The sequence below is a fragment of the Anaeromonas frigoriresistens genome (assembly GCF_016820655.1).
GTDB lineage: Bacteria > Bacillota > Clostridia > Tissierellales > SIT17 > Anaeromonas > Anaeromonas frigoriresistens.
In genome coordinates, this window is record NZ_WSFT01000005.1 from 1 (window position 1) to 26228 (window position 26228).

The 26228-nt window shown below is 29.8% G+C and carries 26 protein-coding genes; 25 read left to right on the plus strand and 1 reads right to left on the minus strand.

The annotated features are described in order from the left end of the window. The first annotated feature begins 131 nt into the window (after window positions 1-131). The gene (locus tag GOQ27_RS00235; protein ID WP_286672999.1) at window positions 132-2555 is read left to right on the plus strand and encodes a DNA internalization-related competence protein ComEC/Rec2; all 2424 of its coding nucleotides are present in this window, start codon (window positions 132-134) and stop codon (window positions 2553-2555) included. Beyond that, window positions 2545-3582, plus strand: a complete 1038-nt coding sequence (holA, locus tag GOQ27_RS00240) for a DNA polymerase III subunit delta (protein WP_203364799.1) — start codon at window positions 2545-2547, stop codon at window positions 3580-3582. The genes GOQ27_RS00235 and holA overlap by 11 nt, the downstream gene beginning before the upstream one ends. A gap of 49 nt (window positions 3583-3631) precedes the next feature. Here holA and rpsT read toward each other — a convergent pair whose 3' ends face one another. Continuing rightward, window positions 3632-3895, minus strand: a complete 264-nt coding sequence (gene rpsT, locus GOQ27_RS00245) for a 30S ribosomal protein S20 (protein ID WP_203364800.1) — start codon at window positions 3893-3895, stop codon at window positions 3632-3634. 215 nt (window positions 3896-4110) lie between these two features. Here rpsT and gpr point away from each other — a divergent pair, with 215 nt between their 5' ends. The 23 genes from gpr (at window position 4111) to anmK (ending at window position 26220) form a co-directional block, all read left to right on the plus strand. After that, on the plus strand, window positions 4111-5085 hold the full coding sequence (gpr, locus tag GOQ27_RS00250) for a GPR endopeptidase (protein WP_203364801.1): 975 nt from the start codon (window positions 4111-4113) through the stop codon (window positions 5083-5085). Between the two features lie 125 nt (window positions 5086-5210). Beyond that, window positions 5211-6482, plus strand: coding sequence for a stage II sporulation protein P (spoIIP, locus tag GOQ27_RS00255; protein WP_203364802.1), 1272 nt, complete (start codon window positions 5211-5213; stop codon window positions 6480-6482). Between the two features lie 124 nt (window positions 6483-6606). Then, the gene (gene lepB, locus GOQ27_RS00260; RefSeq protein ID WP_252187695.1) at window positions 6607-7143 is read left to right on the plus strand and encodes a signal peptidase I; all 537 of its coding nucleotides are present in this window, start codon (window positions 6607-6609) and stop codon (window positions 7141-7143) included. A gap of 48 nt (window positions 7144-7191) precedes the next feature. Continuing rightward, a complete protein-coding gene (locus GOQ27_RS00265) occupies window positions 7192-7503 on the plus strand; it encodes a hypothetical protein (RefSeq protein ID WP_203364803.1) in 312 nt (103 codons plus the stop codon). Between the two features lie 142 nt (window positions 7504-7645). Beyond that, the gene (lepA, locus tag GOQ27_RS00270) at window positions 7646-9460 is read left to right on the plus strand and encodes a translation elongation factor 4 (RefSeq protein ID WP_203364804.1); all 1815 of its coding nucleotides are present in this window, start codon (window positions 7646-7648) and stop codon (window positions 9458-9460) included. A 48-nt stretch (window positions 9461-9508) separates the two neighbouring features. Then, on the plus strand, window positions 9509-10642 hold the full coding sequence (hemW, locus tag GOQ27_RS00275; protein ID WP_203364805.1) for a radical SAM family heme chaperone HemW: 1134 nt from the start codon (window positions 9509-9511) through the stop codon (window positions 10640-10642). Between the two features lie 95 nt (window positions 10643-10737). Continuing rightward, complete coding sequence (gene hrcA, locus GOQ27_RS00280; protein WP_203364806.1) at window positions 10738-11778, plus strand: heat-inducible transcriptional repressor HrcA; 1041 nt, start codon at window positions 10738-10740, stop codon at window positions 11776-11778. 60 nt (window positions 11779-11838) lie between these two features. Beyond that, complete coding sequence (gene grpE, locus GOQ27_RS00285) at window positions 11839-12384, plus strand: nucleotide exchange factor GrpE (protein WP_203364807.1); 546 nt, start codon at window positions 11839-11841, stop codon at window positions 12382-12384. 28 nt (window positions 12385-12412) lie between these two features. Further along, complete coding sequence (gene dnaK, locus GOQ27_RS00290; RefSeq protein ID WP_203364808.1) at window positions 12413-14254, plus strand: molecular chaperone DnaK; 1842 nt, start codon at window positions 12413-12415, stop codon at window positions 14252-14254. An 82-nt stretch (window positions 14255-14336) separates the two neighbouring features. Continuing rightward, the gene (gene dnaJ / locus GOQ27_RS00295; RefSeq protein WP_203364809.1) at window positions 14337-15476 is read left to right on the plus strand and encodes a molecular chaperone DnaJ; all 1140 of its coding nucleotides are present in this window, start codon (window positions 14337-14339) and stop codon (window positions 15474-15476) included. Window positions 15477-15655: 179 nt separating this feature from the next. Then, the gene (prmA, locus tag GOQ27_RS00300; protein WP_203364810.1) at window positions 15656-16609 is read left to right on the plus strand and encodes a 50S ribosomal protein L11 methyltransferase; all 954 of its coding nucleotides are present in this window, start codon (window positions 15656-15658) and stop codon (window positions 16607-16609) included. Continuing rightward, window positions 16602-17351: a 16S rRNA (uracil(1498)-N(3))-methyltransferase gene (locus GOQ27_RS00305; protein WP_203364811.1), complete on the plus strand. Its 750-nt coding sequence runs from the start codon at window positions 16602-16604 to the stop codon at window positions 17349-17351. The genes prmA and GOQ27_RS00305 overlap by 8 nt, the downstream gene beginning before the upstream one ends. Window position 17352: 1 nt before the next feature. Further along, window positions 17353-18657, plus strand: coding sequence for a tRNA (N(6)-L-threonylcarbamoyladenosine(37)-C(2))-methylthiotransferase MtaB (mtaB, locus tag GOQ27_RS00310; protein WP_203364812.1), 1305 nt, complete (start codon window positions 17353-17355; stop codon window positions 18655-18657). A 114-nt stretch (window positions 18658-18771) separates the two neighbouring features. Continuing rightward, window positions 18772-19116, plus strand: a complete 345-nt coding sequence (locus tag GOQ27_RS00315; protein WP_203364813.1) for a histidine triad nucleotide-binding protein — start codon at window positions 18772-18774, stop codon at window positions 19114-19116. Window positions 19117-19271: 155 nt separating this feature from the next. After that, on the plus strand, window positions 19272-19454 hold the full coding sequence (gene rpsU, locus GOQ27_RS00320; protein ID WP_203364814.1) for a 30S ribosomal protein S21: 183 nt from the start codon (window positions 19272-19274) through the stop codon (window positions 19452-19454). Between the two features lie 20 nt (window positions 19455-19474). After that, window positions 19475-19918, plus strand: a complete 444-nt coding sequence (locus GOQ27_RS00325) for a GatB/YqeY domain-containing protein (protein ID WP_203364815.1) — start codon at window positions 19475-19477, stop codon at window positions 19916-19918. 206 nt (window positions 19919-20124) lie between these two features. Next, window positions 20125-21024 carry an N-acetylmuramic acid 6-phosphate etherase gene (gene murQ / locus GOQ27_RS00330; protein WP_203364816.1) on the plus strand — a complete coding sequence of 300 codons (900 nt, stop codon included), beginning with the start codon at window positions 20125-20127 and terminating at the stop codon, window positions 21022-21024. Between the two features lie 21 nt (window positions 21025-21045). Then, window positions 21046-21366, plus strand: a complete 321-nt coding sequence (locus GOQ27_RS00335) for a PTS sugar transporter subunit IIB (protein ID WP_203364817.1) — start codon at window positions 21046-21048, stop codon at window positions 21364-21366. 42 nt (window positions 21367-21408) lie between these two features. After that, window positions 21409-22683: a PTS sugar transporter subunit IIC gene (locus GOQ27_RS00340; protein ID WP_203364818.1), complete on the plus strand. Its 1275-nt coding sequence runs from the start codon at window positions 21409-21411 to the stop codon at window positions 22681-22683. 65 nt (window positions 22684-22748) lie between these two features. Beyond that, window positions 22749-23057 carry a PTS lactose/cellobiose transporter subunit IIA gene (locus tag GOQ27_RS00345; RefSeq protein ID WP_203364819.1) on the plus strand — a complete coding sequence of 103 codons (309 nt, stop codon included), beginning with the start codon at window positions 22749-22751 and terminating at the stop codon, window positions 23055-23057. A 6-nt stretch (window positions 23058-23063) separates the two neighbouring features. Then, on the plus strand, window positions 23064-24158 hold the full coding sequence (locus GOQ27_RS00350) for a DUF871 domain-containing protein (protein WP_203364820.1): 1095 nt from the start codon (window positions 23064-23066) through the stop codon (window positions 24156-24158). A gap of 3 nt (window positions 24159-24161) precedes the next feature. After that, on the plus strand, window positions 24162-25076 hold the full coding sequence (locus GOQ27_RS00355) for a BadF/BadG/BcrA/BcrD ATPase family protein (RefSeq protein ID WP_203364821.1): 915 nt from the start codon (window positions 24162-24164) through the stop codon (window positions 25074-25076). 4 nt (window positions 25077-25080) lie between these two features. Continuing rightward, a complete protein-coding gene (anmK, locus tag GOQ27_RS00360; protein WP_203364822.1) occupies window positions 25081-26220 on the plus strand; it encodes an anhydro-N-acetylmuramic acid kinase AnmK in 1140 nt (379 codons plus the stop codon). Window positions 26221-26228 lie beyond the last annotated feature (8 nt).

A 26228-nucleotide genomic window follows, 5' to 3' on the forward strand; every position in this document is an offset into this window, starting at 1 on the left:
TGCATACAATTAAAGCTGTAATGGTAGCAACATTAGGTGACTAATATAATGAGAAAAGGATCTCTGATCCTTTTCTTTTTTTTTATCTACAATAAATGATATAATATTATAAAAAGTGGAGTATTATTATCATGAAAAGACCATTCATTAATATCTTAATTCCCCTTATATTAGGAATAATATTTTTTTATTATACTCAGATTAAATCTTTGTTTATTTTATTGAGTTTATTTCTGATGTTCATTTTAATTTTATCTGTAAAAAATATAAGAAAAAGAGATATAATTTTATATATGATAGTTTTTAATTGTGCTGGTTTATTACTTTATCAAAGTTTCAGTTCTAGTGAAATCACTGATTATTTAGATGAAGAGCTTGAAGTAGAAGTAATAATAAAAGAAAAAATCAGAACTAATGAATATTACTCTGTTTATAACGGCAAAATTATTAAAGTATATAATGATAATAAACTTATTCCTTTAGCTGAAAAAACTATTGTAAATTTAAAAATAGATCAAGACCTAGTATATGGAACTGTGATAAAGGGACAAGCTCAGATGACAAGTCCCAAATCTAACACTAATCCTGGTATATTTAATTATGCTAGATATCTTAATACAAAAAATATATACTCTATTGTTGAATTTAAAGAGGGTGAAGGTCAATCTATAGGGAGAGTACACTTAAGTAGGTTAGAAAAAATTAAAATAGATACTAAGAAATATCTAAACACTTTCTTAAATAACACTTTAAAAGAAAGAAATGCTAGTATATTAAAAGGAATAATATTAGGAGAAGATTCATCAATAGAAAAGGATGATATTACCAAGTACAGAGAATTAGGTATAGCTCATATATTAGCTATTTCTGGTCTTCATATTGGTATAATTACAGGGTTTTTATTATTTCTGTTGAAGTTGATAAATGTAGATTATAAATATTCTGTTTTAATTACTTTAATCTTTGTTGGCATATATGGATACATAGTCGATTATCCTCCTTCAATTCTTAGAGCTAGTATTATAATAGGATTTTTAATGATTTCTAGAGTTATATACCGGCGGCCTGATTATATAAATATCCTATCCTTTGTAGCATTACTACTACTTATATATCAACCCTTATGGATTTTTGATGTAGGATTTCAATTATCTTTTATATGTACCTTCTCAATAATAGTATTGACTCCAAGAATTAATGATACTATATTTGCCGATATAAGATTTGGAAAGTTTATAGCTCCTATACTTGCTGCACAAATTGGTATTGGACCTGTTTTGATATATTACTTTAATTACATAACTCTAACTTCCTTAATAGCTAATCTAATATTAATTCCAATTTTATCATCTTTACTTATATTTGTTATTTTTGTCATAGGGTTATCTGTTATATCTATAAATATAGCTCAAATACTAATGATAATAGTAGATAATATATTGACATCTTTTGCTCATATTGTAGACCTTATACATAATTATTTAAATATAGTGATCTATCTACCATCTCTATCTATATTAGACATCCTTATATATTATTTTTTAGTATATATATTTGTAAATATGAAGGAACTAAAAAAAATTAGATATAGATATAAATTAGTGTTTTTTATTTCCTTTATTTTTTTAGTATTATGTCAGATTAAATACAACTCAACGAAATGGGCTGTTAACTTTATCGATGTAGGTCAAGGAGATAGTTCTCTAATACAAATAAAAGATAAAACCTTTCTTATAGATACTGGAGGTACAACATTTGGAGATTATGATATTGGGGAAAATATACTTATACCTTATCTATTTAAAAAAGGAATTAATAAGATAGACGGGGTTTTTATAAGTCATTTTCATGAAGATCATACTGAGGGGCTAATTAGTCTATTAAAATCACCTAATATTAAAATAGACAATATATATTTTAACTCTAGAAATGAGAAGAATCACTTATATAAAGAAGTAAAATATTTAGCAAAGAAGAAAAGCGTTAAGATTCATCCTATTAACTTAATGTCTAAATTGAAAATATATGAAGATTATGAATTTAAACTATATACTTCTCGACAAAAAGATAATGATGAAGAAAATAATAATACAATGATAATTTCTTTTAAATCAGATGAAAATAATATTCTTTTCATGGGAGATTCAGAGAAAGAACTAGAAAAAGAATATATAAAATTAAATAATGAGAAGTTTGATATAGTTAAATTAGGACATCATGGTAGTAATACATCTACAGCCGAAGAATTCATCACTCACATAAGTCCTAAAGTGGCTATAATAAGTGTAGGAAACAATAGATATGGTCATCCTCATCAAGAGGTTTTAAATAGACTTAGAAGTAAAAATATAAGGATATATAGAACAGATATGGAGGGACATATTTCTATTAAAGATGAATTTGATAGTTTTAAGGTGTATGCCTATAGGGAGAGACATATTGGGTATTCACTATATGATATTGTTTTTATTATAATCTTTGGTATTCTTATATATATGAATAATTTATATCTAAGGTTAATGAAACATACAAAGGAGAGAATTTATGACATATAAACAAGTATTAAAGGATATAAAAAATAATGAATTAAAAAATGTATATTTGTTTTTTGGAGAAGAAACATATTTGATTGATTTTTGTGTAGAGAAAATAAAAGAAAAATATATTTCTGTTTCATTTGAAACATTAAATTATATTAGTATTGATGGTAAAGAATCAACAGTGTCTGATATAGTTAATGCTTCAGAAACCTTACCTTTTATGGCGGATAAAAAAATAGTTGTTGTAAATGAAGTGCCTTGGATTAAAGCTCAAGGTAAAAATGAAGACCTAGAAGAGTTAATAAATTATATTGATAACCCCAGTAATACCACTTGTTTAATTTTTATTAGTAAGACAGAGAGTATTGATAAGCGAAAGAAACTAATAAAGAAGATTAAACAGAATGAAGGATTAATAGAATTCTCTAGTATCAAGGGCCAGGATTTAAATAAATGGATAGATAAAACCTTCAAGAAAGAACAAAAGTTTATTAAAGAAAAGGAAATAAATAATTTTATAGAAGTAACTGGATACCTTGAACAAAATAGTAATAAAACTTTATATGATATGGAAAATGAAATTGAAAAAGTTTGTAACTACCTAGGTGATAGAGAAAGAGTAGAGTTGAAGGATATTGAAAATGTGTTAATTAAATCCCTCCATAGTAATATATTTGCCCTAGTAGATAGTATTGGAGAGATGAATTATAGTAAAGGTATATCAATATTTAATGAAATGACTCTTAATAATGAGCCTCATCAATTAATTATTCATATGATAACTAGACAATTTAGATTATTACTTATGTCTAAGTTGCTTCATCAAAAAGGATATAGTATAGGTAATCTAGCAAAAAAGATGGGAGTCCCTAGTTTTGTAGGTAGAAAATTAATTAATCAAAGTAATAATTTCTCTATAAAAGAATTAAGAGAAGGCTTAAATCAATGTTTAATTACTGATAAGAATATAAAGACAGGAAAGATGGAGAGCGGTGTAGCTATAGAAGTACTTATAATGAATTTTAAAAATAATGATAAATAAAAAGATAAACAAAAAACTTCGGGAAACCCGAAGTTTTATATTTAAGTAATTAAATAGCGTTATTAAGTCTTTTAGCTAGTTTGCTTACTTTTCTACTTGCAGTATTTTTATGCATAGTGTTCTTGTTAGCTGCTCTATCAAGGTTTTTCTCGATTTTTTTGAATAATTCTTTTGCTTCATCTATATTATTATTATCTAAAGCATTTTCAAATTTTTTAATGTATGTTTTAATCGCAGACTTTCTCTTTCTATTCACCAAAGTTTTAGTTTCTATAACTTTAATTCTCTTTTTAGCTGATTTTATATTAGCCATCAGGTTTCACCCCCTTCGAAATACGTTAACAAAAGCTATTTTACCATAAAGGATATATAATTACAAGAAAAATATATGCTATTAATCATTACTAATTTATTTATATAATATCCTAAAAATCAATCTATTAATCTTTTATATAGAATATTTATACCTAAATATAGCAATCATAATTATTAATAAGTTAGGTAGAATATCAAATTGGAGGGATATAGATGTTTCAAATAAGAACAGATTTAGCAGTAGAAGCTAGAGAGATATATAATGAAGGGAAAGAACAAGAAGTTCCTGGTGTGGAAGTGGAGAGAGAAGAGCAAGAAGACTATACAATTACTAGAATAAAAATATTAAATGAATTAGGACAACAAAAATTAAATAAAAAGGTAGGAAGCTATGTAACTATAGAGTCCCCATCTCTTAAAAGAGCAGATCAAGATTTAAAAGACAATATAAGTAAAGTTTTAGCTAAAGAGTTAAAAGCAATAATAGCACCAAACAAACATAAGAAAGCCTTAATAGTTGGATTAGGAAATAGAAATGTAACTCCTGATGCACTGGGTCCAAAAGTAGTAGAAAAAGTTTTAGTAACTAGACACTTCTTTCAAGCCTATAATAAAACAGAAGATGAATCTATGGCGAATGTATCAGCTATTTCTCCAGGTGTTATGGGACTTACAGGAATAGAAACTGGAGAGATAATTAAAGGTATAGTGGAAAAAACTAATCCAGATATAGTTATTGCTGTAGATGCACTAGCTTCAAGAAACATGAGACACATAAGCTCTACAATTCAAATTTCTGATACCGGTATAAGCCCTGGTTCAGGGGTAGGGAATAAAAGAAAGCCAATAAGTGCTGAATATTTAGGCGTTCCTGTAATTGCTGTAGGTATACCTACTGTAGTGGATGCAGCAACTTTAATAAATGATACAATAGGTTTAATAATTGGTGAAATGAAAAACCAAACTGAAGAAGGGCAAGAGTTCTACTCGTTATTAGAAGGACTTAGCTCAAAAGATAAATATAGTCTCATTAAAGAAGTGCTCACTCCTTATATGGATAATGTTATGGTAACACCAAAAGAAGTAGATGATTTAATTAATGATTTAAGTCAAGTTGTATCAAATGGTATTAATATTTCTGTACATCCAGGAATAGATTTAAAAGATGTAAATAGATACTTAAACTAAACCCCAGCATATGGGGTTTTTTTATTTGTAATAATTTAAAAATCATATTATATAAAAAATATGAATATATTTTATATAGTAAAAAGTGTAAAAAGTTATTTAATAGACTTCAGAGGAGTGGGAAAATGAGAGTATACTATATTAAAGACAGGAGCATAATTTACATCCTAACTGCTATAATATGCCTAGTCATCATATTTATAGGAGTAAAGATAATAAGTAATTTACAGTCTGAAGAGACTACCCAAAAAACAGTTGATGTTGTAGAAGTTTTTACTGGAAATAAAGAAAATTCAATAGTGATAGATGAAAGTGAAGATAATATAGAATACCAGAGTATAGAAGAACCTAATTTTTTTATGATGGTACTGGGTAAATCGAATGCTTTTATCAGAAGTATATATAATGAAAAATATAAAAATAGCGATTTATTATCTCGACTAAAACAGACCTATATGATAGATTTAGAAATTGATCAGAAAATATTAAAGACACAATTACCAGCAATAGTTAGCATGACAAACTTTGATAATGTGAAATTAGGTAATAGATTAAGTATTGCAAACAGAAGTAGTAATAAAGCAAATTCATATGAAGAATTAGAGACCTTTAATGAATTAGAAGTAGAAAGTGGTTATTCTCCCTTAGGGAATATAGCCTTTGTGGATGATAAATACGAAGAAGCTATACCAACTTCCGCAGCCGGGATATCAAGAGATGAGGCTATGAAAGCTATTGAAAGTATGGCAAAACCCAAAGCTATAAGTGTAGAGTCAAATAAACCATACGTTATGATATATCACACCCATGCCACTGAAGCATATGCACCAGTAAGTGGCGCTAGAAGCGAAGATAAAAAATATAATGTAGTAGGAATAGGAGATATGATTTCAGAGGAATTAAATAAAAGAGGTCATGAAGTTAACCATGTAGAAAATTACCATGATCAACCTAGCTATACAGGGTCCTATGGTAGATCTCTATCTACAATAAAATCACAACTTAAAAAGGAAAAAAACCTAAAAGTATTGATAGATGTCCATAGAGATGGAGTGGCATCAGATGCCTCCTATTATGATAAAGCAAAAAAAGAAAGTGTAATTGAAATTGATGGTAAAAGAGTTGCTACCTTTTTTATGGTAGTGGGTAATGATACACCTAATAGAGATAAGATTGTACAATTTTCTAATTATATAAAAACTGTATCTGATATGCTATATCCAGGGTTATGTCGTAAACCTGTCATGAAACCTTATGGTAAGTTTAATCAATACATGAGTGACTATACATTGTTAATAGAAGTAGGGAGCAATTTAAACACTATAGAAGAAACTAGAGAAACAGCAAAATTAATTGGTGAGGTTCTAGATATAGCATTGAGGGGTATAACACAATAATACTCCTTCTTTTTTTTTATAATAAACAGTGCTATAATAGTACTATTGATGAATGGTTAAATAGTTTTTTATATTTAAGGTAAACCTATAAACTATTTGACTAGTATCTATCGGAGGTGCTATTTTGGGAGAAAATAACAAAGTTAAAAATGAGATGTTTGAATGGATTAAAAGTATTGCACTAGCTATAGTTATAGCTATAATAATAAAGACGTTTATATTTGATACAACTTATGTTTTAGGTTACTCAATGTATCCTACGCTTCATGAAAAGGATAGATTGTTTACAAATAAAATAATCTATTTAATAGGAGAGCCAAAAAAGGGAGATATAGTTGTTTTAGAAGCTCCAGATGATCCAGATAAGGATTATATTAAGAGAGTAATAGGTACTGAAGGGGATTTAGTAGAAATTAAAGAAGGTATAGTATATGTTAACGGTAATCCAGTTAAAGAAAACTATATTGAAGGTGATATCTATACTCATAATGATTTGAAAATAAAAGTACCTGAAGAAGAAGTATTTTTATTAGGAGATAATAGAGTAGAAGGAGCTAGTAAAGATAGTAGGTACTTTGGAACAGTAGGTATTGATAGTGTAAATGGTAAAGCATTCTTTAGGTATTTTCCATTCAACGATAGATTTGGGATGTTGAAGTAAATGTATACTTATTAAAATCTGTGTCCATAATATCAGAGGGTGATGATTATGGAGAGCAGATTAGAGAGATATTTAAAAGAAAAAGAACAAAAAAAGAAAAGCAGGAAAAAGTTCATAATAATACTAGTTTTGGTTTGTATTCTTTTCTTTGCCATTGCTGTAGTGAATAATAGTTTAGGGAATTATATAGAACTATCAGATGTTCATGTTTTTAATTATGAGTTTGAAGAATCTATTCATGAAATAGAAGTCTTCGGAAATAAATATGAAGTGGAACAAGATACAATTCATAATATATATAGTACATTTAAAAGTCCCTTTATTAACATTAAAAATTATATAAATGATATTATGGAATAAAGGCGGACATTTGTCCGTCTTATTTTTTGTGATAAAATTAATAGGATAATCACCTTTATATTTACTTTAAAATACATATATGATATCCTACATTGTAGATAATAATGATAATAAACATTTTCCGGACTTAAGGAGGAACAGGATGGATATACGAGAAAGAAGATCGAGAGTAAGAAATTTTTCAATAATTGCTCATATAGATCATGGGAAATCAACATTAGCAGATAGATTAATTCAGAGCACAGGATTAATAACTGAAAGAGAAATGCAAGAGCAAGTTTTAGACAATATGGATTTAGAAAGAGAGAGAGGCATTACAATAAAGCTTCAAACAACTCGTTTAATATATAAAGCTAAAGATGGTAAGGAATATATCTTAAATCTTATAGATACTCCAGGCCATGTAGACTTTAACTATGAAGTATCTAGAAGTTTGGCAGCTTGTGAAGGCGCTATTTTAGTTGTAGATGCTGCTCAAGGTGTTGAAGCACAAACACTGGCTAATGTGTACTTAGCATTAGAGCAAAACTTAGAAATTTTACCTGTAATAAACAAAATAGATTTACCAAGCGCTAGACCAGAAGAGGTAAAAAAAGAAGTTGAAGATGTTATTGGACTAGATTGTTCTGATGCCCCAATGATATCAGCAAAAGAAGGCTTAAATATAGAAGATGTTTTAGAAGATATAGTAAAAAATGTTCCTGCACCTAAAGGAGATAATAGTGATCCTTTAAGAGCTCTTGTTTTTGACTCATACTATGATACTTATAAAGGCGTAATTGCAGATGTAAGAGTAATGGATGGTCATATTAGGAAAGGCACAGAAATCGAAATGATGGCTACTGGTAAGAAGTTTGAAGTGACAGAGGTAGGAATATTCTCTCCTGGTATGGTACCTATAGACCAACTTAATGCAGGAGATGTTGGATATGTGTCTGCAAGTATTAAAAATGTAAAAGATGCAAGGGTTGGAGATACAATAACTGAAGCTAAAAATAAAGCAGATGAAGCATTACCTGGATATAAAAAGGTTACTCCAATGGTATACTGTGGAATCTATCCTGCAGAGGGAGAAGACTACAATAATGTTAGAGATGCTTTAGAGAAATTACAGGTTAATGATGCAGCCTTAGCTTTTGAAGCAGAGACTTCCGTAGCATTAGGCTTTGGTTTTAGATGTGGATTTTTAGGATTACTACACTTAGAGATAATTCAAGAGAGATTAGAAAGAGAATTTGACTTAAATATTGTTACTACAGCTCCTAGTGTAATATATAAAGTAGCAAAAACTAATGGAGAGTTTTTTGAGATTCAAAATCCTACTAATATGCCAGATCCTCAAGAAATTGAATATATGGAAGAGCCTATAGTAGAGGCTTCTATAATGACTCCTACTGATTACGTAGGTCCTGTAATGGAATTATGTCAAGGTAGAAGAGCTGAATTTAAGAATATGGAGTATCTAGAGGAAACAAGAGTAGTTATGCATTATGATATACCTTTAAACGAAGTTATATATGACTTCTTTGACGCATTAAAGTCAAAAACCAAAGGGTATGCTTCCTTTGACTATGAATTAAAAGGGTATAAACGTTCAGAGTTAGTTAAATTAGATATATTAATAAACAAAGAACTGGTTGATGCCTTTTCAATAATAGCCCACGAAGATAAAGCCTATGAAAGAGGAAGAATGATTACTGAAAAGCTTAAAGACGTAATACCTCGACATATGTTTGCAGTACCGATTCAAGCAAGTATAGGTAATAAGGTAATAGCTAGAGAAACCATCAGAGCCTTAAGAAAAGACGTATTATCAAAATGTTATGGTGGAGATATAAGTAGAAAGAAAAAGTTATTAGAAAAACAAAAAGAGGGTAAGAAGAGAATGAGACAAGTAGGAAGTGTAGAAGTACCTCAAGATGCTTTTCTTGCAGTTCTTAAATTTGAAGATAAATAAAATGCACACATTTGTGTGCATTTTCTAATTGTAAATAGGAGGGTTGAAATGACCAATGGAGCCTTATATATTCATATACCCTTTTGTATTAGAAAATGTAATTACTGCGACTTTACATCCTTTAATTATAACGAAGAAAAAGTAGAAGAATATATAACATTACTTTTAAAAGAAATTGATATGTATGCAGAAAAGGTAAAAGAATATAAGTTTAAAACTCTCTTTTTTGGAGGAGGAACACCTTCTTTAATAGATGAAAAATACATTTATAAAATAATGAATAGATTAGAACAAAAATTCAATCTATCTTTAGATGAAACAACTATTGAGTCCAATCCTAAGACATTAACGAGAGGTAAACTATTAGCCTATAAGGATATGGGGATTAATAGAATAAGCATGGGAGTACAATCTTTAGATGATAGTATTTTAAAAGATATTGGAAGATCTCATGGAATAAAGGATTTTTTGGATACCTATGAGCTAATAAAAAACGTAGGATTTTCTAATATTAATACAGATATAATGTTTAATTTGCCTAACCAAAGTATAGATAACATGATTACAACATTAAAAGGCATAATAAGTTTAGATGTTCCTCATATATCCTTTTATAGTTTAAAGATTGAAGAGAATACTAATTTTTTTGAAAAATATAAATCTGGAAATCTTAATGTTTCCGATGAGGATACAGAAAGAGAAATGTATCACAAAGGGATAGAACTTTTAGAGGAAAATGATATTTATCAATATGAAATATCTAACTTTTCTAAAAAAGGATTTGAATGTGAGCATAACATGTATTATTGGAAACTAAAGCCATATCTTGGCTTAGGGTTATCCTCCCACTCAAATATGTTTAATAAAAGATGGGGAAATACTTCTAATTATAATAACTATAAAGACAATATCTTAAATAATAAATTTCCTATATTGGATACAGAGATAATAGATAAAAAAACCAAAATGTCTGAATATATTATCTTGGGTCTTAGATTAAATGAAGGGATTTCTATTGAAGGATTTAAGAAAAGATTTAATGTTGATATATATGAGGCTTTTAATGGAAGTATAGACTATAGTCTAAAGTATGGACTAATAGATATAAATAGAGAGAAAATCTATCTAACTAAAAAGGGACTAGATCTTTCTAATGTAGTATTTAAAGAATTTATAGAATAGGGTATTGACAAAATGCCAATTCAATGATAATTTTTAAATAGATATTAGCACTCTATTAAGGGGAGTGCTAATAACTAAATAAAAAGGGTGATACTATGAAAATAGACGGAAGAAAGTTAAAAATATTACAGGCTATCATCCACAATTATATAACAAACGCTGAACCAATTGGATCTAGAACTATTTCTAAAAGATACGATTTGGGTGTTAGTCCAGCTACTATTAGAAATGAGATGTCTGATTTAGAAGAGTTAGGCTACTTATTACAACCCCATACATCAGCTGGAAGAGTTCCTTCTAATAAAGCATATAGACTTTATGTAGATGGAATAATTCAAAACAACAATAAAGACAAAGAAATAATGAATAAAATTGACAAGAAGATGCTTGATGGAATAGGGCAGATGGAAGAATTAATAGAGAATAGTGCATCAATATTATCACAGTTAACAAATTATACTTCATTGGCCATAGCTCCTCAGCTGAAACTTAGTAAACTTAAGCATGTGCAAGTGGTACCAGTAGATGACTTTAGAGTTCTATTAGTTATTGTTACAGATTCAGGTATAGTAAAGAATACGATCTTAAGGTTAGATAGAAGTATACCTAATGATCAATTAAATATGATATCAAATTTACTTACATCTAAACTTAAAGGTCAGGCAATAGGTCATATAGGTAGAATTCTACAGACAGATATAATTAAAGACATGCATAGTTTTAGAGATACTATAAATGTTCTAATAAGAACAATTAATGAATCTAGCAACAATAGTGAATCAGTAGAGTTATATTCTGATGGTATAACAAAAATATTTAATTTTCCTGAGTATAATGATATAAGCAAGGCTAAGTCATTTTTATCCTTTATAGAAAATAAAGATAATGTGATTAAAATGTTAATGAGCAGTGGCTTGGATAATATTAATAACTTAGGTATTACTATAGGAGAAGAAAACTCCTATGATGAGATTAAAAACTGTAGTTTAATAACTGCTACTTATAAGATTAATGGTAAAACTATAGGTAAGATTGGAGTTATAGGTCCAACTAGGATGGAATATTCTAAAGTTATTCCAGTAGTTCAGAGTATATCTTTGGACTTATCTGATATACTAAATAAATATTTTGAATAGAGGATCTAGTATAAATTTAACTCCTGTAAATATAACTTTATAGTTAAAGAGGTGAAATGAGTGGATAAAACAGAAAAAAATTTAGAAGAAGATAAGAAAGTTGAAGATATCATTGATGAAGAAATAGAAGAGAATAATAATGAAGAAAGTTCAAAAGAAGATCTTCAACAAAATGAAGAAAAAGATTCTAGTGAATTAAATGAAAGATATCTAAGACTTCAGGCTGACTTTTCTAACTATAAGAAAAGAGTTGAAAAAGAAAAAGAATCTATCTATAACTTCGCTAATGAGAAATTAGTTACAGAATTATTAGATGTAATGGATAATTTTGAGAGAGCATTTGCATCTGCTGATGAAGGAGTAGAAAATGATAGTTTCTATCAAGGTGTTGTAATGGTATATAAGCAATTACTTAATATACTAGAAAAGAATGGATTAGAAGAAATAGAAGCAATAAAAGAAAAATTTGATCCTAATTTACACCATGCAGTTATGCAAGAAGAAAATGATGAATATGAAGAAAATACAGTAATAGATGTATTTCAAAAAGGTTATAAATTAAAAAATAAAGTAATAAGACCAAGTATGGTAAAAGTATCTAACTAAATAATTAAATGATTTAGGAGGTTTGAAAATGAGTAAAATAATTGGAATTGATTTAGGAACAACAAACTCATGTGTTGCAGTAATGGAGGGTGGAGAAGCTACAGTTATACCTAATGCAGAAGGAAATAGAACTACCCCTTCAGTAGTTGCATTCACAAAGGATGGAGAAAGATTAGTAGGTGAGACTGCTAAAAGACAGGCAGTAACAAACCCTGAAAGAACAATAATGTCTATTAAAAGACATATGGGAACAAATCATACAGAGAAGATTGATGGAAAGGATCTAACACCTCAAGATATATCTGCAATGATTCTTCAAAAATTAAAATCTGATGCAGAGAATTACTTAGGAGAAAATGTTACAGAGGCAGTAATCACAGTACCAGCATACTTTACTGATAGTCAAAGACAAGCGACTAAAGATGCAGGGAAAATAGCTGGATTAACAGTTAAGAGAATTATAAATGAGCCAACAGCAGCTTCTTTAGCTTATGGTTTAGATAAAGATGATGAGCACCATAAAATAATGGTATTTGACTTAGGTGGAGGTACTTTTGACGTTTCTATCCTTGAATTAGGAGATGGAGTATTTGAAGTAATTGCAACTAAAGGAGATAACCATTTAGGTGGAGATGACTTTGATCAAGCATTAATTGATTATTTAGCACAAGAGTTTAAAAAGGAAAATGGCATAGACTTAAGAAATGATAAAATGGCATTACAAAGATTAAAAGAAGCAGCTGAGAAAGCTAAGAAAGAGTTATCATCTACAATGACAACAAATGTAAACTTACCTTTCATCACAGCTACCCAAGAAGGACCAAAACACTTAAATGTAGATATTAAGAGATCTAAATTTGAAGAATTAACAGCTGACTTAGTAGAAAGAACATTAGGACCTACAAGAGATGCCCTTAAGGATGCAGGACTTGGTTCTGGAGATCTTGATAAAGTAATCTTAGTTGGTGGTTCAACTAGAATACCAGCAGTACAAGAATCAGTTAAAAAATTAACTGGTAAAGATCCTCATAAAGGTGTAAATCCTGATGAAGTTGTAGCTTTAGGAGCAGCAATCCAAGCTGGTGTTTTAAGTGGAGAAGTTAAGGATGTATTATTATTAGATGTTACTCCTTTATCTTTAGGAATTGAAACATTAGGAGGAGTATCTACTAAGCTTATAGAAAGAAACACTACAATTCCTACTAAGAAGAGCCAGGTATTCTCTACTGCAGCAGATAATCAAACAGCAGTTGATATCCATGTGCTACAGGGTGAAAGAGAAATGGCTGCAGGCAATGTTACTCTAGGTAGATTCCAACTTACAGGAATACCACCAGCACCAAGAGGAGTACCTCAAATAGAAGTAACTTTTGATATTGATGCTAATGGTATTGTAAATGTATCAGCAAAAGATTTAGGAACAGGAAAAGAGCAAAAAATTACTATCACTGCTTCAACTAACTTAAGTGATGAAGAGATAGAACAAAAGATCAAAGATGCAGAAATGCATGCTGAAGAAGATAAGAATAAGAAGGAAGCTATAGAAACTAGAAACACAGCTGAATCTACTATTTATCAAACTGAAAAAGTTATGAGTGATATGGAAGGAAAAATTAGTGAAGATGAAAAATCTAAGATAGAATCTAAGATTGAAGAGCTTAAGAAAGCATTAGAAGATGACAATACTGAAGAGATGAAAGCTAAAACTGAAGAATTAAATAAAGAATTCCATGCTATATCAGAAAAAATGTATCAGCAAGCACAACAACAGCAACAACAAGCTGGTCAAGGGGAAGCTAACAATCAATCCCAAGAAGACGATAATGTAGTAGATGCTGATTATGAAGTAGTAGATGATGAAGAAAAATAATTGATACTATAAGCTGAAGCTAAATCAAATGATTTAGCTTCAGTATTTTAAAGATACGCCCAAAATAGAAGGTGGTGAAAAGGTGAGCAAAAGAGATTATTATGAGATTTTAGGTGTAGATAAAAATGCAAGTGAACAAGATTTAAAGAGAGCTTATAGACAGCTTGCCAAGAAGTATCACCCTGATCTTAATCCTGATAATAAAGAAGCTGAGATAAAATTTAAAGAAGCTAGTGAAGCATATGAAGTATTAAGTAATTCTGAAAAGCGACAGAGATATGATCAATTCGGTCATGCAGGAGTTAATGGTCAAGGTGCTGGCGGTTATGGAGGCTTTAATGCCCAAGGTTTTGATGGCTTTGGAGATATATTTGGTGACATATTTGGAGATATTTTTGGTGGAGGCTCTTCTCAAGGACGAAGAAGAAATGGTCCAAGAAGAGGTGCTGATATAAAAGTAGCCTTAGATATCACCTTTGAAGAAGCTGCTTTTGGAACAGAAAAGAAAGTAGACATTAGAAGAACAGAGGATTGTTCTAAATGTAATGGACTTGGAGCAAAATCATCCAGTGGTAAAAAGACTTGTGATCAATGTAATGGAACTGGTGAAGTAAAACAAGCCCAAAACACTCCTTTTGGACAATTTGTTAATGTAAGACCATGTAATGTATGTAATGGTACTGGAGAAATAATAACAGATCCATGTACTAAATGTGGTGGAACCGGTAAAGAAAAGAAAACAAAAAGAATTAATATAAATATCCCTGCTGGAGTAGATACTGGATCAGTGATACCTTTAAGAGGAGAAGGGGAACCTGGTGAGAAAGGTGGACCTCGAGGAGATTTATATATCTATATCAATGTCTTACCTCATGAAATATTCAAAAGAGATGGAAATGATGTTATTTTAGAATTCCCAATAACCTTTGTTCAAGCAACCTTAGGAGATGAGTTAGAAGTTCCTACTCTTGATGGTAAAGTAAAATATAAAATAAGTGAAGGAACTCAATCTGGAACAGTCTTTAGGTTAAAAGGTAAAGGAATTCCAAGTGTTAGAGGATATGGTAGAGGTGATCAATACGTTAAAGTAGTAGTAGAAGTACCTAAAAACCTTAATGATAATCAAAAGGATATCTTAAGGAGTTTTGCTGAAGAAACAGGAGAAACAATTCATGAACAAAAGAAAAGTTTCTTTGATAAAGTAAAAGACGTATTTGGATAATAAAAAATTAGTAATAACAAATAATCATCCCTTTAAAGGGGTGATTATTTGTTATATGACTAAATGTTAGAGGTATATTGTTTTTTTGTTATAATCTAGGGTATAATAAAACGATAGATTTTGAAAATATCAATATTTATATTATAATAATGTTAAATAAAGGTTAGGGATGTGAGAATATGAAATGGATCGAAGTTCAAATAAAGACAACTACTGAGGCTGTTGAAACTGTAACTAATATTTTATATGAATCTGGAGCAGAAGGTTTAGTTATTGAGGATCCCAACGATATAACCCTTTTTAAAAGTGACGAGGGTCAGTGGGATTATATAGATCCAAGCTTAATGGAAAGTGACTTCGAAGGAGCTATAGTTAAAGGGTACTTTGAAGAAAGTGAGGATTTAATCGATAAGATAGAATTAATAAAACAGAACATAGAAAAAATACCTAGTTATAATCTTGATAAAGGTCTTGGTGAAGTCACCACATCCGAAATAGAAGAACAAGATTGGTCAGAAACCTGGAGAAAATATTATAAACCTAAAAAAATAGGTGAAAAAGTTGTAATAAAACCTACATGGGAGCCTTATGAGAAAGCTGATGATGAAGTAATAATAGAATTAGATCCAGGTATGGCCTTTGGTACAGGAACCCATGAAACTACAATGATGTGTGTAAGAGAATTAGAAAAATACATTCATCAATTTGATACTGTATTTGATGTAGGATGTGGTACGGGAATACTAGCTATAGCTGCAGCAAAATTAGGTGCAGTTAATACTATTGCTATAGATTTGGATGAAGACTCAGTAAAAGTTGCTTCTCAAAATATAAAAAAGAATGGTGTTGCAAATACTGTTCAAGTAAAACATGGGAATCTATTAGATGTGGTTGATGGAAGAGCGAATGTTGTAGTAGCAAATATAATAGCAGATGTTATTAAAATATTAGCTAAAGACATCAAAAGATTTATGGAAGATGATGGAGTATTTATTGCTTCTGGTATAATCTTAGATAAAATACGTGAAGTTAGAGAGTCCTTAGAGGATAATGGTCTAAAAGTTATAGAGGAAATTAAATTAGGTGAGTGGGCTTGTTTAGTTTCAAAGATAGGTGTCTCTACAGATGAATAGATTTTTTGTATCTCAAGAAGATATTAATGATAGTATTGTCACTATAAAAGGTGATGATATCAAACATATAAAGAATGTATTGAGACTTAAAGAAAATGATAAGATATCCGTATGTGATAATCAAGATAATGAATATATAGTTAAATTAGATAACATTTTAAATGAAGAAGTTACTGGAACAATTATCGAAGAAGTTGATATTAGAAGGGAATCTAATATTAATATTACTCTTTATCAAGGATTTGCTAAAGGGTCAAAAATGGATATGATAATTCAAAAAGCTACTGAATTAGGAGTTAAAAGAATAGTTCCTATAATAACAGATAGAGCTATTGTAAAGATAAATGATAAAAAGAAAGAAGATAAAAAAATAGATAGATTCAATAAAATTGCTATGGAAGCATCTAAACAGTCTAAAAGAGGAACTGTACCTGAGGTTTCTAATATATTATCATTGGATAAAGCAATAAAAGAAATACAGGAAAATGGATCCTTCACTATAGTACCCTATGAAGATGAAAATCAAGTAGGAGTAAAGGATTTTATAAAAGATGTAAAAAATAGAGATATAAATATAATTATAGGTCCCGAAGGAGGATTTGAAGAGACAGAAATCTCTCAATTAAAGAGTATTAATTCAAAGATTGTTTCCTTGGGTCCTAGAATACTAAGAACTGAAACTGCAGGATTTACTGCAATTGCTATTGTTATGTATGAACTAGGAGATATAGGAGTGGTATAAAATGAAAACTGTAGCCTTTTATACATTAGGCTGTAAAGTCAATCAATATGAAACAGATGCTATGGCTGAGATTTTTAGAAATAAAGGTTATGAAGTAATAGACTCTGAAGAAAAATCAGATATATATGTAATAAATACATGCTCTGTTACAAATTTAGGAGAAAGAAAATCTAGACAATTTATTAGAAGGTCAAAAAAAACAAATCCCCAAGCTGTTATATGTGTAGTTGGATGTTATGCTCAGATATCTCCTGAAGAAGTAATAAACATAGAAGGTGTAGACCTAATATTAGGGACAAAGGATAAGAATAGAATAGTAGATTTATGTGAGGAAGCCGGTAGAGAAAATAAAAAAATAAATGCGGTAGAGAACATTATGAAAACTACTAAATTTGAAGAAATGAGTTCTAACTCTATACAAGAAAATACAAGAGCGTATATAAAGATACAAGAAGGGTGTAATCAATTCTGTTCCTATTGTATAATCCCCTATGCTAGAGGGCCGATTAGAAGTAGAGAGCTTAAGAATATTATTAATGAAGCAAAAGCATTAGTTGAGAAAGGGTTCAAAGAAATAGTTTTAACCGGGATCCATGTAGCTTCCTATGGAAAGGATTTAGGAGATAATAGACTTATTGATGTTATAGAAGAAGTCCATAAAATTGAAGGACTTAAAAGAATCAGGCTAAGCTCTATAGAACCTACTTTGATCACAGATGAATTCATGAATAGATTAACTAAATTAAACAAAATCTGTCCTCATTTTCATTTATCATTACAAAGTGGAAGTGACACAGTACTAGAACGAATGAATAGAAAGTATAATACTGATGATTATAGAGAAAGAGTACAACTAATAAGAAAATATATGAAGGATGCTGCTATTACAACAGATATAATAGTTGGATTTCCTTCAGAATCAGAAATTGAATTTCAACAAACCTATAACTTTGTAAAGGAAATAAAATTTGCTCAAGTTCATGTATTCAAGTATTCTCCAAGAGAGGGAACACCAGCAGCCAAGCATAATAATCAAGTCCATGGTTCAGTAAAAAATGATAGAAGCAAGAAGTTAACTGATTTAGTAGAGAAACAAGCAAAGATGTTTATGGAGGATTTTTTAAATACATCAAGAGGGATATTAGTTGAAACTGAAAGTAGAAAACCTGGATACGTTGAAGGTTATACAGATAATTATATTAGAGTACTAGTTAAAGGAAGTAAAGATTTACAAAATGAGATTATCAATGTAAAATTAAGAAGAATAGAAGATAATAATATTCTAGGAGAAATTGTGAATAAATAGAGGAAATATTATATATTTATAGAATAATATTATATAACACAACTTTAATAGAACAAGAGCATGGTTATGCTAATAACCTGACCTTAGATAACATCAATTTAAGGGGGTGATAGGATGAATGAATGTATATTCTGTAAAATAATAAATAAAGAAATACCTTCTGAAATTGTATATGAAGATGAGTTAATATTAGCTTTTAATGACATAGAAGCTAAAGCTCCCACTCATATATTAGTTATACCTAAAAAACATATTCCATCTTTAAATGACTTAAAAGAAGAGGATAGTAAGATAATATCTCATATTTTCAGTATTATACCTAAAGTAGCAGAAAAAAATGGTATAAATAAGTCAGGATATAGAGTAGTAAATAATTGTGGCAAAGATGGTGGACAGACAGTTGATCATATACACTTCCACGTACTAGGAGGTAGAAATCTAACTTGGCCACCAGGTTAATTATATAGGATTAGAATTTTATAATATGAAAACTATTTTTCATATTATAAAAATAGTTGCAGAATATTTCTATATAAGATATAATTATTTAGTGCCGAAATCCACTTACTGCAAAGGATTTATATACTATTGCAGAAACGAGGGGAGGGAGAAAAATGGCAGAAATCAAAGTTGGGGATAGTGAATCATTAGAAAATGCCTTAAGAAGGTTTAAGAGACAATGTTCTAGAAGTGGAGTTTTATCAGAAGCTAGAAAAAGAGAGCATTATGAAAAACCAAGTGTAGCCCGTAAGAAGAAGGCTGAAGCAGCTAGAAGAAAAAATAGTAAAAAAAGATAATGTTTTAAGAAGGTGAATAAATGTCACTCAAAGTAAAATTAATGGATGATTTGAAGCAATCTATGAAAAATAGAGAAAAGCTTAGAAAAGATTCTATTACAATGATAAGATCCGCTATTAAACAAAAAGAAGTAGATGAAAGAATAGAATTAGATGATGCTGCTATATTAGATATTATAGCTAAGCAAGTTAAGCAGAAAAGAGATTCTATTAATGAATTTAAAAAAGGCAATCGAGATGATTTAGTGGAACAAACCCAACAAGAGATTGATATACTTATAGAATATTTACCACCGCAATTATCAGAGGAAGAACTTGAGGTAATTGTAAAAGCTGCTATTGACGAAGTAGGGGCTTCTTCTATGAAAGATATGGGCAAAATAATGGGTAAGGTAATGCCACAAATCAAAGGCAAAGCTGATGGTAGCCTTGTAAATAAAATAGCAATTAAATATTTCAAATAAAAAAATCAGGTGAAAACCTGATTTTTTTATTGTTTAGAAACAAGTAATTGACTAGTGTACTTAGTTATATTAATGAAATAACAATTAGAATATTATTTTAGAATATTCATTATACACTAAACTTGTATATACAAATATACAAGTTTAGTGTATAATGAAGTTAATAACTTAATAAATAGTTTAAAATTAGTAAAGGAGGTGGCAAGTTGTTATCAGAATTAGACAGACTAGGAACTGAAGGAGTTAATGAAAGAACAAAGTTAATAGATAGAATGTCTACAATAGAATTTTTAGAAATAATGAATGAAGAAGATAAACAAGTTATAGAAGCAGTAAATAAAGTAATACCATCTATAGCTAAACTCGTTGACTATATTATAGATTCTTTTAAAAAGAATGGAAGATTAATCTATATAGGAGCTGGAACTAGTGGAAGGCTTGGAATTCTTGATGCGGTAGAATGTCCTCCTACCTTTGGAACAGATCCATCTAAAGTAGTAGGATTGATTGCTGGAGGAGAAAACGCTTTTGTTCAAGCAGTAGAAGGGGCGGAGGATAACTATAGTTTAGGTAAAGAGGATTTAAAAAGTATAAGATTAACTGAAAATGATATTGTTATTGGTCTATCAGCCAGTGGAAGAACACCCTATGTAATGGGAGCTTTAGAATATGCCACTGAAATAGGAACAGTTACAGGATCTATCTGTTGTAATGAAGATTCTAAAATAAGTAAACTAGCTACAGTACCAATTGAATTATTGACTGGTCCAGAAGTTTTAACAGGCTCTACTAGATTAAAAGCTGGTTCAGCTCAAAAAATGACATTAAACATGTTATCTACTGGAGCAATGAAAGGGATAGGAAAAATATACAAGAATTTAATGGTAGATCTGAAACCTACTAATTTAAAATTAATTGAAAGAGCAAAGGGAATAATAATGAAAGCAACTGATGTTGCGTATGAGGAAGCTGAAGAATTTCTAGAAGCTTCTAACAATAATCCTAAGATTGCTATAGTAATGATAAAGAATAAATGTAGCTATGAAGAAGCCCAAAGAGACTTAGAAAATAATTCAGGTATTCTTTATAAAGCTATAGAAAATTGATTTAAAAAGGAGGGTTGAAAAATGAAAGTTATGTTTGTATGTGCTGGGGGAATGTCTACTGCAATGACTGCAAAAAAACTTCAAGAGGTAGCAAAGAAGAATGATGTAGAAATGCAAGTAAACGCTTTTGGAACTTCTGATTATTTAGAAGAATTAGAAAATGATAATTATGATGTTTTATTAGTAGCCCCACAAATTAGACACAGATTTAATGTAATTGAAGAATCTACAGAGAAGTTTGATGATCTTATTGTAGAAAAAATACCACCCAATATGTATGCTCCAATGGAACCGATAGTGAAGAAGTTATTTAATTTTATAATGGAAAAAGTAAAAAAGTAATTATTTTAATAATACGATACTTAAATTAGGAGGAAATCAATTATGATGGAAAAATTCATGACATGGCTTGATGAAAAGTTCTCCACACCTATGGCTAGGTTAGCAGAACAACGTCACTTAAGAGCAGTCAGAGATGGTATTGTGGCAACACTACCAATAATAATAGTAGGTTCATTCTTTTTAATATTAGCATTCCCACCGGTACCGGCCGATACAGCAATAGCTAAATGGGCAGCGGAAAATATAATTAAGATTTTATTACCCTATAGATTAACTATGTATATCATGTCCTTGTATGCAGCTTGGGGAATTGGTTATAGTTTATCTAAATCCTACAAGATGGATGGAGTTTCTGGTGGTAACTTAGCAGTTGTAGCTTTTCTTATGACAATTATACCTCAGGTAGCAGACGGTATAGGTTGGGTATTACCAATGGCTAACCTTGGTGGAGCAGGTATGTTTGTTGCAATTATAACCTCTATATTTGCAGTTGAGATAATGAGACTTATTAGTAAAACAAGGTTTAGAATTACGATGCCAGATCAAGTACCAGCTTCAGTAGCTAGATCTTTTGAAGCACTTACACCTACTGCGGTAGTTGTTATATTAATGACTATCATATCAATAGTATTAGGATTTGATTGGCATGGATTTATAGCTAAAGTTATGGCACCTTTAGTATCTACTTCTGATACACTATTTGGAGTATTATTCCCAGTAGTATTAATAACATTATTCTGGTCAGCAGGTATCCATGGAGTTTCTGTTGTAGGATCAGTAGCAAGACCAGTTTGGACTATATTACTTGATGCAAATGGAGCTGCTGCTGCTGAAGGAGCAAAGGTATTACCCCATATTGCTCCAGAACCTTTCTATCAATGGTTTATTTGGATTGGTGGAGCAGGAGCAACAATAGGATTAGTGTTACTATTAGCTTTTGCATCTAAATCTAAATATTCAAAAACATTAGGTAGAACAGCTTTAGCACCAGGATTATTTAATATAAATGAACCCCTTATATTTGGTGCACCAATTGTACTAAATCCAATATTAATAATTCCATTTATACTAGCACCTGTAGTAAATGCTATAGTAAGTTATGTTGCTATGTCCCTTGAATTAGTATCAAGACCATTTATCCTGGCACCGTGGACTTTACCAGGACCAATTGGAGCATATTTAGCTACAGGAGGAGACTGGAGAGCGATAGTTCTTAATGTGGTTTGTATAGTATTAAGTGTTATGATTTACTATCCATTCTTCAAAATGTATGATAATAATCAACTAGAAATTGAAAGATCTGAACAATCAGCATAAATTTTAAAGTTATAAGATTAGCCACTATGGCTAATCTTATAACCAAATTTAGGAGGTATTTATAAATGAATGAAGAACAAATTTTTGGAATAATATCTTATGCAGGAGATGCTAAAGGTCTTGCTTATGAAGCATTAGATAAAGCAGAAGAAGGAGACTTTGATAAAGCAAATGAACTAATAGAAGAATCAAATAAAATGATGAAAGAAGCACATAAACTACAGACAAAGATGATTCATCAAGAAGCAGCAGGTGATCCAGTGAGTGTAAATATAATTCTAATTCATGCTCAAGACCATCTTATGACTGCAATGTCTGAGAAGAATTTAATTGAAAGATTTATAAAGATGTATAAAAAAATGGATGAGAGGTAGGTTTTTATGGGGAAATTAGGAATCTCTATATATCCAGAAAAAAGTGGTTTAGAAGAAATGAGAGAATATATAGATTTAGCTACTAATAATGGATTTGATAGAATATTTACTTGTCTTTTAAGTGTAAATAAAGAAGATAAGGATGAATTAGTGGAAAAATTTAAAAATATTAATGATTATGCAAGTTCTAAAGGAATGATGGTTGTAGCAGATGTTAGTCCTAAGGTGTTTAGTGATCTTAATATTAGTTATAAAGATCTTTCCTTTTTTAAAGAGATAGGTGCTCATGGCATAAGATTAGATATGGGCTTCACTGGAAATGAAGAATCTTTAATGACCTTTAATGAACAAGGTTTAATGATAGAAATTAACATGAGCAACAACACTAAATATGTTGATTTGATAATGGATTATATGCCTAATAAAGAAAAATTAATAGGGTGTCATAATTTTTATCCTCATAATTACAGTGGACTTAATTATGACCACTTTTTAGAGTGCACAAATAATTTTAAGAAGTACGGATTACGCACTGCTGCTTTTATAACAACACAAAATGAAAATACTTTTGGACCATGGCCAGTGACAGATGGTCTTCCTACATTAGAAATGCACAGAGAATTACCTATGGATGTTCAAGCAAAGCACTACATTGCACTTAATGGTTTAATTGATGATATAATAATTTCTAACTGTTATCCCACAGAAGATGAAATAAAAAAGCTAGGAAGTTTAAGACGAGACTTAGTAACCTTTGATGTTAATCTAGTTTCAGATATACCTGAAATAGAAGAAAAAATAGTGTTAAATGAGTTTCATTTTAATAGAGGAGATATATCTGATAACTTTATTAGATCTACTCAATCAAGAGTTAAGTATAAAGGTCATAAGTTTGATATATTTAATCCTAAAGATATAAAAAAAGGTGATATTATCATAGAATCTAGCGAATATGGACATTATGCAGGAGAATTACAGATAGCTTTAAATGATATGAAAAACTCAGGAAAAAGCAATGTTGTAGGGAGAATTAAAGAAGAGGAGATATTCTTACTTGATTATATTAAACCATGGCAGAAATTTGTATTTAGAAGAGGTTAAAAAATGTATGAAATAATATCAATAGACGGTGGTGGAACTAAAACTAAAGGGGCTCTATATTCAGATAGTGGAGAAATCCTAGAAGTGGTAGAGGCGGGTTTCTCTAATCCTTTAGTTAATTATGAGGAAAGTCTTAATAATATATGTAAAGTTCTTAATTTACTTTTGGATAAATCTACAAAAGATAGTATTTGCATTTTAGGAATATCTGGTACTAAAGAGTTATGGATAAAGAACAAACTAGAAACTGATTTACAACAAAAATATAATCAAAAAATAATTTTAATGACAGACTTAGAGGTAGCATATTATTCTCACTTTAAAGATAAACCAGGTATTTTAGGAATAATCGGCACAGGATCTTCTTTAATAACTGTAAAAGGAAATACATTGAAAATGGCAGGTGGTTGGGGACATATACTACAAGATTATGCCTCAGGATATAAGTTATCTATAGAAACTATTAGAGCTGCTATAGATGAATATGAAAAAGAAAATAATGAATTAAGTGATAAAATAAAAGTATTTTATAAATTAGAGGAATTTTCTAATATTAAGAGAATTGTTTATTTAGAAGATAAAAGAGAAGTAGCTAAACTATCTCCTCGGGTATTTGAGTGGTTGACTTCTAATAAAACAAGTAACTATGGAAAGAAAATACTCAGTGATATAATTAATAATGAGATTAAAAATCTATCTAATCAAGTTTATAATTTTTATAATGCCAACTTCAATAAAGATAATCCTATAGAAATTGTTTTAACTGGGGGATTAGTAATGAAAAATGATTTTTATTATAATAATATTAAAGAGTCGTTAAATAATATACTTTCAAAAAATGTCTCCATCAACAGATTAGATATAGATCCAGTATTTGGAGGATTTAATATTGGTAAAAGAGTTTTAGAAGGGATGTAATAATATGAAGTATGCTATTGGACTTATGAGTGGTACAAGTCTAGATGGAATAGATAGTTCCTTGGTAGAAATTGAAGGTAATGGAATAAATACAAAATTTAAAGAAAAGTTTTTTAATTGTTATTCTATACCTAAAGATATAAAGAGAGAAATACATGATAGCATGGACTTAGAGAAATCTAATGTAGCTTTAATATGTAGTCTAAATTATAAATTAGGGAAATTATTTGCAGATGCCTGTATTGAATTATGCTATAGAGCAGATATTCCTATTGAGAATATAGACTTTATAGCATCTCACGGACAAACAATATATCATAATCCTTATAATGTGAAAAATTATGTTCCATCTACATTACAGATTGGTGAACCATCTATAATTGCATACAATACAAAAACTACAGTTATATCTAATTTTAGAGGACGAGATATTGCTGCAGGCGGACAAGGCGCGCCCCTAGTTCCTTATTTAGATTATATATTATTTAGTAAATATAAAAAAAACATAGCAATACACAATATTGGTGGGATTGCTAACACCACTATAGTACCGTCTACAGGAAAAAAAGACGATATACTAGCCTTTGATACTGGACCAGGAAATATGATAATAGACGGTCTTTGTATGGAGTTAAAAGGATTAGAATATGATAAAGACGGACAGGTAGCAAAAAGTGGAAAGATAAATTATAAAATTTTAGAGAAGATGATGAATCATTCATTTTTAAAAAAGTTACCTCCTAAATCAACAGGTAGAGAAGATTTTGGCATGAACTATGTAAGGAAATTAATTGGTGAAAACCCTGATGTAACTTCTGAGGATTTAATTGCCACTGCAACTGAATTCACTGCATTGACTATGGCAGAAGCCTACAAATCATTTGTATTAGATAAATTAAAATTAGATGAATTGATTCTCTGTGGAGGAGGAGCATATAACTCTACTTTATTAAAATCTTTACAAGGTCACTTAAAAGAGGTAAAAGTTTCTACTATGGAAGACCATGGTATGAATTCTTTTTCTAAAGAGGCTCTTGCTTTTGCTATTCTAGGTAATGAATGTCTGAATAATATTGAGAGTAATGTTAAGTCTGCAACAGGGGCTAAAGATTATGTGGTTTTAGGTGATATAACTTATAGTTAAAGGTGGTA